General features: G+C 55.3%; 11 protein-coding genes. 5 read left to right on the top strand and 6 right to left on the bottom strand.

From position 1 onward, the window contains the following. Complete coding sequence (yccS, locus tag HFD92_RS04875; protein ID WP_370525218.1) at nucleotides 1-2,142, top strand: YccS family putative transporter; 2,142 nt, start codon at nucleotides 1-3, stop codon at nucleotides 2,140-2,142. Here the strand turns inward: yccS and HFD92_RS04880 are convergent. After that, on the bottom strand, nucleotides 2,139-2,768 hold the full coding sequence (locus tag HFD92_RS04880; protein WP_058958010.1) for a TfoX/Sxy family DNA transformation protein: 630 nt from the start codon (nucleotides 2,766-2,768) through the stop codon (nucleotides 2,139-2,141). The genes yccS and HFD92_RS04880 overlap by 4 nt on opposite strands. A 210-nt stretch (nucleotides 2,769-2,978) precedes the next feature. On the opposite strand from HFD92_RS04880, the gene sulA reads away from it, so the two are divergent. Together sulA and ompA are read left to right on the top strand one after the other, a co-directional pair. Beyond that, complete coding sequence (gene sulA, locus HFD92_RS04885; RefSeq protein WP_167428419.1) at nucleotides 2,979-3,470, top strand: SOS-induced cell division inhibitor SulA; 492 nt, start codon at nucleotides 2,979-2,981, stop codon at nucleotides 3,468-3,470. 350 nt (nucleotides 3,471-3,820) lie between these two features. Next, entirely contained in the window at nucleotides 3,821-4,891 is a 1,071-nt protein-coding gene (gene ompA / locus HFD92_RS04890; protein ID WP_009091041.1) for a porin OmpA, read from the top strand. A gap of 95 nt (nucleotides 4,892-4,986) precedes the next feature. Here the strand turns inward: ompA and matP are convergent, their stop codons facing one another. Next, a complete protein-coding gene (matP, locus tag HFD92_RS04895) occupies nucleotides 4,987-5,454 on the bottom strand; it encodes a macrodomain Ter protein MatP (RefSeq protein ID WP_009091043.1) in 468 nt (155 codons plus the stop codon). Nucleotides 5,455-5,507: 53 nt separating this feature from the next. On the opposite strand from matP, the gene HFD92_RS04900 reads away from it, so the two are divergent. Beyond that, complete coding sequence (locus HFD92_RS04900; RefSeq protein ID WP_167428420.1) at nucleotides 5,508-7,376, top strand: Lon protease family protein; 1,869 nt, start codon at nucleotides 5,508-5,510, stop codon at nucleotides 7,374-7,376. A 68-nt stretch (nucleotides 7,377-7,444) separates the two neighbouring features. Further along, complete coding sequence (fabA, locus tag HFD92_RS04905; RefSeq protein ID WP_009091047.1) at nucleotides 7,445-7,963, top strand: bifunctional 3-hydroxydecanoyl-ACP dehydratase/trans-2-decenoyl-ACP isomerase; 519 nt, start codon at nucleotides 7,445-7,447, stop codon at nucleotides 7,961-7,963. Nucleotides 7,964-8,031: 68 nt separating this feature from the next. Here fabA and rmf read toward each other — a convergent pair whose 3' ends face one another. The 4 genes from rmf to pqiA form a co-directional block, all read right to left on the bottom strand. After that, complete coding sequence (gene rmf, locus HFD92_RS04910; protein ID WP_008925875.1) at nucleotides 8,032-8,199, bottom strand: ribosome modulation factor; 168 nt, start codon at nucleotides 8,197-8,199, stop codon at nucleotides 8,032-8,034. 278 nt (nucleotides 8,200-8,477) lie between these two features. Continuing rightward, on the bottom strand, nucleotides 8,478-9,047 hold the full coding sequence (gene pqiC, locus HFD92_RS04915) for a membrane integrity-associated transporter subunit PqiC (RefSeq protein WP_009091049.1): 570 nt from the start codon (nucleotides 9,045-9,047) through the stop codon (nucleotides 8,478-8,480). Next, complete coding sequence (gene pqiB / locus HFD92_RS04920) at nucleotides 9,044-10,687, bottom strand: intermembrane transport protein PqiB (protein ID WP_009091050.1); 1,644 nt, start codon at nucleotides 10,685-10,687, stop codon at nucleotides 9,044-9,046. Before pqiB ends, pqiC begins: the two co-directional genes overlap by 4 nt. Further along, entirely contained in the window at nucleotides 10,674-11,942 is a 1,269-nt protein-coding gene (gene pqiA / locus HFD92_RS04925) for a membrane integrity-associated transporter subunit PqiA (protein ID WP_167428421.1), read from the bottom strand. Before pqiA ends, pqiB begins: the two co-directional genes overlap by 14 nt.

Consider the following 11,942-nt stretch of genomic DNA (forward strand, 5'->3'; position numbering starts at 1 on the left):
ATGATGTCAGCTACGCTGCCGGGCTGGCGCAAATATCTGTTTAACAGCGCCTGGCGCTATCTGCTGCGCATCCTGTTTGCGCTGAGCGGATGCGCCGCCATTCCCTGGTGGCTGCACCAGATTGAGTGGACCATCCCGCTGACGCTGGGCGTGGTAGCGGCGGCGCTGGCCGATCTCGATGATCGTCTGGCGGGTCGCCTGAAGAATCTGCTGATTACCCTGCTCTGCTTCTGCATCGCCTCGGTTTCCGTCGAGTTACTGTTTCCCTGGCCTCTGGCCTTTATCGCTGGCCTCGCGATCTCAACCTGGGGTTTTATTCTGCTGGGCGCGCTGGGTCAGCGTTATGCGACGATCGCCTTTGGCGCGCTGCTGATTGCGGTCTACACCATGCTTGGCATCGGGCTGTTCAGTCAGTGGTACATGCAGCCGATCCTGCTGCTGGTCGGCGCGCTCTGGTACAACCTGCTGACACTGCTGGGTCACCTGATGTTCCCGGTGCGACCGGTGCAGGAGCAGCTGGCCGGCAGTTTTTCACAACTGGCGCGTTATCTGGATGCGAAAGCGAATCTGTTCGACCCGGATGCGGGTGAACAGGATGATGCCGCCTTTGTGGAGGCGGCAATGGTCAACAGCCAGTTAGTGGCCCAGCTCAACCTGACCAAAACCACGCTGCAGAGTCGTCTGCGCGGCGATCGCGGCTCACGCGGAACCCGCCGCAGCCTCCACTACTACTTTGTGGCGCAGGACATTCATGAACGGGCCAGCTCATCTCACCTGCAATATCACCTGCTGCGGGGTGACTGGCGCTATAACGAAATTCTGTTTCGCTTCCAGCGACTGCTGAATATGCAGGCTCAGGCGTGTAGGCAGCTGGCGCATTGCATCCTGATGCGCGAAAGATGGGTGCATGACAGCCGGTTTGAGCGCGCGTTTGAACGTCTGCAGAAAGCCATAGAGCGTCTGGAGCAGCGTGAACCGGAAGCCGCCCATACGCGTGCGCTCTTCTGGCTGCTGCGTAATCTGCGTGCCATCGACGCTCAACTCGCCTCGATTGAATCTGAACAGACCCTGTCAGGGGAAGACACTCAGCACAGCGACAATCTGCTGTCGCGTGAAGGGCTCAGTGGCTGGAGTGATATACGGCTGCGCTTCAGCCGACATCTCACGCCCGCGTCGGCGCTGTTCCGGCATGCTGTCCGGATGTCTGTGGTGCTCTGTATCGGCTACGGTTTTATTCAGGTGACCGGACTGGAACGCGGTTACTGGATTCTGCTGACCAGTCTGTTTGTCTGTCAGCCTAACTACAATGCAACGCAGCGACGCCTGGCGTTGCGTATCGGCGGGACGCTGGCCGGTATTGCGATTGGACTGCCCGTTTTATGGCTGGTGCCCTCCATAGAAGGTCAGTTAATCCTGATCGTTATCTCCGGCGTGCTCTTTTTTGCCTTCAGACAGGTCCAGTATGCGCAGGCCACGCTGTTTATTACGCTGCTGGTGCTGCTCTGTTTTAACCTGTTAGGTGAAGGATTTGAGGTCGCCCTGCCACGGGTGGTGGATACCTTACTGGGCTGTGGGCTGGCCTGGCTGGCTGTGGCCTTTATCTGGCCTGACTGGCGTTTCCGTCAGTTACCGGCCGTGGCAGAACGGACTCTGCAGGCGAACTGTCGTTATCTTGACGCCATCATGGAGCAGTACCATCAGGGCAAAGACAACCGACTCGCCTATCGCATTGCGCGTCGTGATGCGCACAATGCCGATGCTGAGCTGGCCTCGGTGGTGTCAAATATGAGCAGTGAAAGTCGCACCAGCCAGAAACTACGTGAATCCGCTTTCCAGCTGCTCTGTTCTAACCACTCGTTTCTGAGTTACATCTCTGCGCTGGGTGCTCACCGCGATAAGATCAGCGACCCGGCACTCCTCACGCTGCTGGATGACACCGTCTGCTACGTGGAAGATGTGCTGCAGACGGAGGTGGTCAGTGACGAACAGGCAGAGGCGATGCGCCAGCCGTTAGCTCAGCGCATCAGCCAGCTGGCCGCGGATGCAGATACGCGTGCGCCACTGGTGCTCCAGCAACTCGGTCTGCTGGTGGCTCTGACGCCTGAAATGGCTCGCCTGCGCCGCACGCTACTCGCCGACTAACCTTTGCTGCTTCCGGGCGCTGTGTCAGATAACAGCGTGCGCTGAAACCAGGCGTTCAGCTCGGCCCGGGTTGCCTGCGGCAGTGCAGCAGCATGATGACCGGTGATTGCGCCCTGCAGCGCCAGCAATGTCTGAAATCCGACGTGCTGGTTGATGGCTTTCAGCTTCAGCCAGCACTGTTTGGCCCCCATCTGGTAAAGATGGTTGACGCTCATGATACCCGCGTCATACAACATCATCTCCAGCCGGACACTGAGGTTGGGCAGATCTTTGAGTCGCGGTGAACCCTGCCTGTCCTGCAACTCCAGCTGCGCCGTTTCCAGTGAGGCGGCGGAGAGCGCCAGCAGGTGCTCAGGATCGCGCCATAACGTCTCATCGACGCGGTAGTAATTGAGACTGACCAGCTTCCCCCGCTTGCGAAACACCAGCGGCTGCAGAGGACGATCGGTGATGTACGCCTGCAGGGGTTCACTGGCGCGCAGGTAGAGCTCACCCTGATTAATTAACGCGAAAACCACACTCTCCACCGCCAGTGCATACCCGCCGAACTGGGTACGGGACTCAATGGCTCCCAGCGGGGCCAGATGCGCTCTGGAGCGCTCTACAACCGGATTCACCTTTTTCATTGCACCACCTCCATGTCAGAAACAGACCGTAAATTGCCTTGGGTATCAGGCAATTAGAAGATAGGAAAAAGCGTAAGCGGGTTCAATGAATAAATAGTGGTTCGCCTAATCTTGTCGCGTTTTTGCGAGGCGTTTTCAGAAATTTGGGTTGATCTTTATCCAGGATGACAGTACTGTATATTCATACAGTCAACTGCTGGTGATTAACTTATGCGAACCCAACATCCTGATAATGCACGCTATGCTCATCGTTATGCGTACTCTTCTGTTCCGGCGGCTCAGCCTGGTGGAATCACAGAGTTACGTTACAGTGAGCAGCCCGGAATGATGCAGATGTTACTGCTACCGTTATTGCAGCAATTGAGTCAGCAATCACGCTGGCAGCTGTGGTTAACCCCCGCGCATAAGCTGAATCGCGCCTGGCTACAGGAATCGGGATTACCGCTGAATAAAAGCATGCACATCGCCGATTCAGAACGACTGAATGCGGTTGAGGCGATGGTCAGGGCGTTACGCACAGGTAATTACAGCGTGGTACTGGCATGGATCCCCTACGAGCTGGATGAAGATGAGCGTCGTCAACTGGAAAATGCGGCAGCAGAGGGTGAAGCGCTGGGGCTGATTTTGCGTTCAGGCGGGACATTGGAAGCGCCTCTCAGACCACAAAACTCCATAAAAATTCAGTCGGATTTGTTTCATTAAGTAAAAATAAGAAGTTTCTCAAGCTATTTTTCTTATCTGTCGTCGCTAAACCACTGATTCTGTTAGTTCGAGCATTGACAATGGTTTAGCAGGTTTTTCAGGCTTGCTGCCGCGACAATACTACCAGGCTAATTGTTAGAAATTGTGTATAAATCGCTGTTTTTTTACAGAAGCGCCTCACATCATACTTGTAAGTTTCCAATCTCGTTGTAGACTTTATCTCGCCAGGGTGCTCAATAACCTCCGTTTTTTGCGGTAGAGTCATAAGCGAGCGTTTTGACCCGGCGAAGGATTTAAACCAAGAGCAACCTTTTTGCTCATTGCCTATTTGGATGATAACGAGGCGCAAAATGAAAAAGACAGCTATCGCAATTGCAGTGGCACTGGCTGGCTTCGCTACCGTAGCGCAGGCCGCTCCGAAAGATGACACCTGGTACACCGGTGCTAAACTGGGCTGGTCTCAGTATCACGACACTGGCTACTACGGCCACGGTTACGAGAACAACAACGGTCCAACTCATGAAAGCCAGCTGGGCGCAGGTGCGTTCGTTGGTTATCAGGCAAACCCATACCTGGGTTTCGAGCTGGGCTATGACTGGCTGGGTCGCATGCCTAACAAAGGCACCGTGACTAACGGCGCATTCAAAGCACAGGGCGTTCAGCTGGCAGCTAAACTGAGCTACCCAATCTATGACGATCTGGACGTGTACACCCGTCTGGGCGGCATGGTATGGCGTGCAGATGCTACGCAGACTAACCCAACTACTGGCCGCATCAGCGACCACGACACCGGCGTATCTCCGCTGGCTGCTGTAGGTGTTGAATACGCACTGACCAAAAACTGGGCTACCCGCCTGGACTACCAGTGGGTTAACAACATCGGTGATGCACAGACCGTTGGTGCACGTCCAGACAACGGCATGCTGAGCGTAGGCGTTTCTTACCGCTTCGGTCAGGATGACGTCGCTGCACCAGCTCCGGCTCCGGCCCCAGCTCCAGCACCCGTTGTTGAAACCAAGCGTTTCACTCTGAAGTCTGACGTTCTGTTCACCTTCAACAAAGCGACCCTGAAGCCAGAAGGCCAGCAGGCTCTGGATCAGCTGTACAGCCAGCTGAGCTCAATGGATCCTAAAGATGGTTCCGTTGTCGTACTGGGCTTCACTGACCGTATCGGTTCAGAGCAGTACAACCAGAAACTGTCTGAGAAACGTGCTCAGTCAGTCGTAGATTACCTGGTATCTAAAGGTATCCCTTCTAACAAGATCTCTGCACGTGGCATGGGTGAATCTAACCCAGTTACCGGCAACACCTGTGACAGCGTGAAAGGCCGTAACGCCCTGATCGACTGCCTGGCGCCGGACCGTCGCGTAGAAATCGACGTTAAAGGCATCAAAGACGTTGTAACTCAGCCACAGGCTTAAGTTAACACGTAATAAAAAACCCCGCTAAGGCGGGGTTTTTTTATGCCGGTAATAAAGGAATGTTCAGAGCTGGTCACCCTGCTCCACCTGCCCGGCTAGTCGTTTTCTGAACCTGATTTACCCAGAATCGCCTGCAGGTCCTGCTTCAGACTCGACATCTGCGTAGCATATTTCTCTTTGCGTTCCGCATCCTCGATCAGCTGAACAATGGTCTCAGAGAGGGTACAGCCGCGCCGCTGTGCCAGTCCGGCCAGTCGCTGCCAGACCAGATACTCCAGGTCGATCGATTTTTTTCGGGTATGCTGATGTTCTGCATTAAAATGGCGTTTCCGCCGTGCGCGGATGGTCTGTTTCAGCCGGTTATCAAGATCGGCATGGATATGTTCAGCAATCCATTCATTCACCGTCACCGGATTATTTTCCATCGCCAGCAGTTTATCGACTGCCGCCTGCGCCGCACTCAATTCAAGGTGACGCGTGATCAGTTCACCTTCCCGATGTTTTTTCACCAGGTATTTCCACTTCCATCCACTTTCAAGATTTTCGAGTTGCTGGTATTTCATCGGAATCTCATCGTGATCACGTAACGAGCTAAGAATAACAGCTTTTTTCCCGGATGCAGCAACGAAAAACATGCTGTCAGCCTCACAACTTCACCAGGAAGTCTGCAGTGCTTAACCAGGGTGAATCCTGTATAATCTCGCTTTTCTTAAAACAGATAAATGCGATTATTTTGACCAGCACCCAACTTACGTGGCAGACCTTACAGCCGGATAGCGCACCATACCAATCCGTTTTCTCCCGAATTGCTGATGAAGAAACTGATGCTCTGGCAACGGTACAGCCCCGGTTGCTGAATGCGCTGGCGCATTTACATCATCAGTCGCAGGGATTCCCGTTACTGCTGGTTCGAAGCCAGGAGAATCGCGATTATCTGACCTTCATTGCCCAGGCCGCGCAGCGGGTGATGCCCGACAGTACCACGCTGTACGGCGGTGATTACCATATCATGGGTGACACTATCACGCTCCTGCCGCCCTCCGATCCTCAGCGCCCGTTCACCAGTCAGGGTGGTATTCATTTTGCTGAATGGGTTGAGATGGAGCAGCTGTTTGGCTGCGTACGCCAGTCTAAAGATCGCCTCCAGCCTGAGCCGGGCCTGATCCATCGCGCCAATGGCGGTACGCTGGTGCTCTCACTGCGAAGCCTGATGACCCAGCCGATCCTCTGGTTGCGCCTGAAAAAAGCGATTGAGCAGGGCTACGTGGAGTGGACTTCCCAGGACGAGCGCCGGCCCCTGCCCGTCTCTGTTCCGCCTGTGCCGCTCAGGCTGAATCTGGTGCTGTGCGGAGACCGCGAGGTGCTGGCCGATTTTCAGGAGCTCGATCCTGAAGCGCATGAAATGGCGATTTATACCGAATTTGAAGAGAACATTCAGATTCTGGATGAAGATGACATGCTGGCCTGGTGTCGCTGGAACGAAGAGCTGGCGCGTCAGGCGGGTCTGCCGGTTCCGGAAGCGGACTTCTGGCCGGAACTGATTAAAGAGGGTGTCCGCTATAGCGGCGATCAGGAGACATTGCCCCTCTGTCCGCGCTGGCTGCAGCGCCAGATGCGCGAGTCAGCCCTGATGGGTGACACGCTCAATGCCGAAGCGCTTCGCGACGCACTGGAAGCCCGCTTATGGCGTGAGAACTATCTCAATGAGCGGATGCGGGATGAAATCCTGCTGCGACAGATTCTGATTGAAACCGAAGGTGAAGTGGTCGGTCAGATCAACGGCCTCTCGGTCGTTGAATATCCTGGCCATCCCCGCGCCTGGGGCGATCCGACACGGATTACCTGCGTCGTTCACCCCGGTGATGGGGAGTTCATGGATATTGAGCGTAAGGCGGAGCTAGGCGGCAATATCCACGCTAAGGGCATGATGATCATGCAGGCTTACCTGATTGCAGAGCTGGAGCTCGATCAGCAACTGCCCTTTTCAGCGTCAATGGTATTTGAGCAGTCATACTCTGAAGTTGATGGCGACAGCGCCTCTCTGGCCGAGCTCTGTGCATTGATCAGCGCGCTGGCTAACCAGCCAATCAATCAGCAGATTGCCGTCACCGGATCGGTTGATCAGTTCGGCAACGTCCAGCCGGTAGGCGGCCTGAATGAGAAGATTGAAGGTTTCTTCGAGATCTGCCATCAGCGTGAACTCACCGGCCAGCAGGGCGTCATTATCCCGGCCTGTAATGTGCGTCATCTCAGCCTCAGCCAGGCAGTGGTCAGTGCGGTAGAACAGGGCCGTTTCCACATCTGGGCTGTAGAACGTGCTGATGAGGCGCTGCCACTACTGACCGGTAAAATATGGCGTACGGAGGATGGCGAGGGCGATTGCCTGCTGCACACCATCCAGGAACGCATCAGCCTGTTCAACCAGCCGGATGTCCCGCAACGTCCCTGGGCGCTGCGCTGGCTTAACTGGTTCAACCAGCGTTAATCCGATTTGCTCAGCGTACAACTGTTCGCTAATATTCGTGATTCACTAAAACAAGGCTTATTGAAAACATGGTAGATAAACGCGAATCCTATACCAAAGAAGATCTGATTCTGTCAGGTCGTGGTGAACTGTTTGGCGAAAATGGTCCGCCGCTTCCTTCCGGCAACATGCTGATGATGGACCGCGTGGTCAAAATGACCGAAGACGGCGGCAAATATGACAAAGGCTTTGTTGAAGCAGAACTGGATATCAATCCCGATCTCTGGTTCTTCGGCTGCCACTTTATCGGCGATCCGGTGATGCCAGGTTGCCTGGGTCTGGATGCCATGTGGCAGCTGGTAGGTTTCTATCTGGGCTGGCTGGGCGGCGAAGGTAAAGGTCGTGCGCTGGGCGTGGGTGAAGTGAAATTCACTGGTCAGGTCCTGCCGGACGCGAAGAAAGTCACCTACCGCATTCACTTCAAACGCGTGATCAACCGCAAGCTGGTGATGGGCGTGGCAGATGGCGAAGTGCTGGTTGACGGTAATCTGATCTACACCGCCAGCGATCTCAAAGTGGGTCTGTTCAAAGACACCGCGGCATTCTGAGCATTCTGCACAGAAACAAAAACCTCCGCGCCAGGCGGAGGTTATTTTCCTTTTTCAGTGACATCCGGTTATGCTGCTACCGACCTGTCCTCCATGGCTTGTCGCCAACCTCCCAACCAGTGAGACTTAGCGTCAATCAACTGATACGGACACATCTCTTTTGAGCGTCCAGTAATGCCTGCCTGATAACCACGTGAATGGGCGCGTTCGAGGCGGTCTCGTTTCTGTCTCTTCATACTCCGTGTCCCTCATGTAAGGTCTGTGGAATCTGGTGGAAAGAAAAGTGGTGAATTAATGTTCAACCACTCTTACGTTCTACCCCCTGCGCACCCAAAGATCAATGCGCAATCTTCATGCCACTGTCATAAATGTGACCTTAATCGGAAAAGAAAGCGCGGTTTTGTGATGGAGATGGCAACACTATCGCCCTGATTAAGCTAATAAAAAACCCCTGAATCATGCCGTTATATCGCGACATTTCATCAGGGGCTTAGCTTATTTATTCATAATATTCTTAATTTAGCGCAACCACACTATTGGCGATCTGCTGCGCCGTCTGCTGCCAGCCGGTGGCCAGCGTTCTGACCATGGCATCGTAGCCATCTTCAGTTTGCGGCAGGACAATATTAAATGCCTGTTTGGTCAGACGGCCCTGATGCTCAAGCGTCCATTCACCGCTGACAATCGCCTTGCCGTCGTAGCGCCCCTGAAAGCCTGTAATAGTGACATTTAGCGTGTCGTGCTGCGCGCCCAGCGGCGATCCGGCTACCAGCCGGCCAGGTAGCGCCTTGCTCAGATTGGTGATCAGCGTCTGTTGCAGCTGCTGATCAAGCGGACTGGCCCAGAGGTTGTTGGCGGCAATGACATATTTGACGTCACTGGTCTGGTAGACCAGCCCGTTGCCGGCCAGATAATCCGGCACCGTCACCTGCTGCACCCACAGCATCGGCTGAGCTTCGTTCATCTGGCTGCTGCTGACCTGCATGGAGGCCGCCCCGGAGGGCAGCTGATACCAGGTATTGTCAACGCTGCTGCTGCATGCGCTCATCACCAGCGCGGCACAAAGTATCAATCCTTTCTTCACTGTTTCGCCCTCTTCGGCTGGGGATCCTGTCCCGGTTTCGCCTCAAATACCAGCGCATTGCTCTTGGTGTTGAGTGTCCTCAGCACCGGCTGAAGTTCACGCAGCACCTGATCCAGTCGTTGCATATCCCCGACCAGCTTACTGTAAGCAGGCGAACCGGGCTGCAGTCCTTTCATGCTGCGATTCAGCTCACGCAGCGTCTGCTGCAGATCTTCCGGCAGGGTCTTCATTGCCGGACTGGCGGTCACTTTGTTGATATTGTCGATAGTGCGCTGCAGATCGCGCATCGTCTTCTGACTCTCTTTCAGCGTACCGGTCGCTTCATTGACCATGCCGTTCAGAGGCAGGCTGTTGATCTTATCCAGGGCCGCCATCAGTTTCTGCTGAATCTGGCTCAGTCCGCCGCTGACGGTTGGGATCACTTCATAGCCTGAGACTTTCTGCGGGCCTTTGTAGGCTGGTGCATTGTCATAGAAGTCGAGATCGACATAGAGCGCACCCGACAGCAGGTTGCCGGTTTTCAGCGTGGCACGCAGGCCACGTTTCTTCCCATCCTGCAGATGCTGCTCCAGATCGAAATTCTCGCCCAGCCGGCTGATAAAGCGATCCGGCTCAATGCGAATCAGCACCGGAACGCGGTAATCGTTGTTCAGTGCCTGATCCAGACCCGCTTTCATCAGCGGTGCCTGTGACACGGTTCCGAGGCGAATGCCGCGGAATTCAACCGGTGCACCAGCCTGCAGACCGCGAATGGAGTCTGAGAAGAAGAGCACGTAGTCGACGTGATTGGTGTAGAGCGAATCCTGGATGCTGCGCTGATCGTCAAACAGATGATAGTCGGCATGATTTGTCGCCGCTTCACCCAGATCCCAGCCATCCGGCACATCGAAACTGACACCGCCACTGAACAGCGTGGTCAGCGATCCCATTTCGACCCGCATGCCTGACGCGGACATATCCACGGCGATGCCGCTGTCTTTCCAGAAGCGCACGTTGGTGGTCACCAGGCGGTCGTAAGGCGCGGCAATAAACAACTGATAGGTCATCATGCGTTTATCGGTGTCAAACGAGCTGGTTTCCACTGTACCGACCCGGTAGCCGCGGAACAGAACCGGATCGCCCGGATTAAGCTGACCGGCTTTTTTGCTGTCCAGTATGATGCGGATCCCTTTAGCATCCGGTGGCGCCAGCGGCGGAGCATCCAGCAGCTTGTACTGCTCAGGTGCCTGGTTTTTCGTGCCGGGCTGCAGTTCGATGTAGGCGCCTGACAACAGCGTGCCAAGGCCGCTGATACCTTCACGGCCCACCTGCGGTTTCACGACCCAGAACACGCTATCGCTGTGCAGCAGCTTGTCCATGCCCGCGTTCAGGCGCGCTTTAATTTCCACATGATGGAGATCGTCGCTTAGCACCGCGCTTTCCACCACACCGACATCCACGCTGCGGCTTTTAATGGTGGTTTTACCCGCCACAATGCCCTCAGCGTTTTCAGTAATTAATGTCACTTCCGGCCCCTGATGGCTGAAGTGATAGAAGAGGATCCATCCGCCGATAAGCAGCGTGACGATGGGGACAATCCAGACCGGCGACCAGCGCTTAATCTGTTCCACCTTTGCATGGCCGTGGTTAGTTTCCGTCAAGGCGCGACTCCTTCATTGTGTTTTCACGTGCACGATCCCAGAGTAATCGCGGGTCAAAGGTCATGGCAGCGATCATGGTGATGATCACCACCATCGCAAACAGAACTGCCCCCCACGCGGGATAAACATTCATTAATTGCCCCATACGCACTAGCGCAGAGAGCACGGCAATCACAAACACGTCGATCATCGACCAGCGGCCAACAAACTCGACCACTTCATAAATCTTATGCATTTTGTGGCTGTCCCGCCGTCCGCGTCCGCTGGCATCCCAGCAGAGCCAGCCAATTGCCAGCATTTTCAGCGTCGGCACCATGATGCTGGCGATAAAGATCACCAGCGCCACCGGATAGGAGCCATCAGCCCACAGCACAATCACCCCCGCCATGATATTGGAGGGATAGGCGCTGCCCAGCGTCTCCGTGACCATAATCGGCATCAGGTTAGCCGGAATGTAGAGCAGCACCGAGGTGAGCAGCAGCGCCAGCGTCCATTGCAGGCTGTGCTTACGCCGGGCCTGTGCCTGGACGCCACAACGCGGACAGATGGGCTTATCCGCAGGCAGAATGGCGGTGCAGCAGGGACAGGATCGCAGGCCCTGCGCCAGGCCACTGACGCCCACCTCGGGCGCATGCGGCAGTGCGGGTCGGGGTGAGAGGCGATCCCACAGCGCACGCCGATCGACGCACTGAAAGGCACGCAACTGCAGCAGACAGAACAGAACCCAGGGCCAGAAGCTGGTTTCCAGTCCGATTTCACCATAGGCCATCAGCTTGACGAAGCTGACCAGCACGCCAGCCATGAAGATTTCTGACATGCCCCAGTTGCGCAGATGAAACAGGATTCGGGCGAGACCGACTCTGAGCGATGTGGGTAACGGTATCGGATTGACCAGCAGAAGGATGGTTATCATGCAGAAGGCGGGAACCGCCTGCACGAACAGCAGAAACAGCGTGGCGAGACTGCTGTAATCTTCCGACACCATCACTCTGGGTATCTGCATCAGGGTGATCTGACTGGTCAGCCCGGCCACCTTCATGGAGACGAATGGAAACAGGTTCGCCAGCACCAGCATAAACAGCGCTGCCATCGCATAGCCCGTTGGTCGTTTACGCGGTTCATGCCAGTTCGCCGTCAGAGCAGTGTGGCAGCGCGGGCATGATGCCCGGCTGCCAGCGGGAATGTCCGGCAGCCTGATCGTTAAATCGCACTGTGGACAGAGCATCCACGCGTTACTTTTCACTGCTGAACACAT

Source organism: Pantoea sp. EKM101V, from assembly GCF_011800325.1.
Classification (GTDB): Bacteria; Pseudomonadota; Gammaproteobacteria; order Enterobacterales; family Enterobacteriaceae; genus Pantoea; species Pantoea anthophila.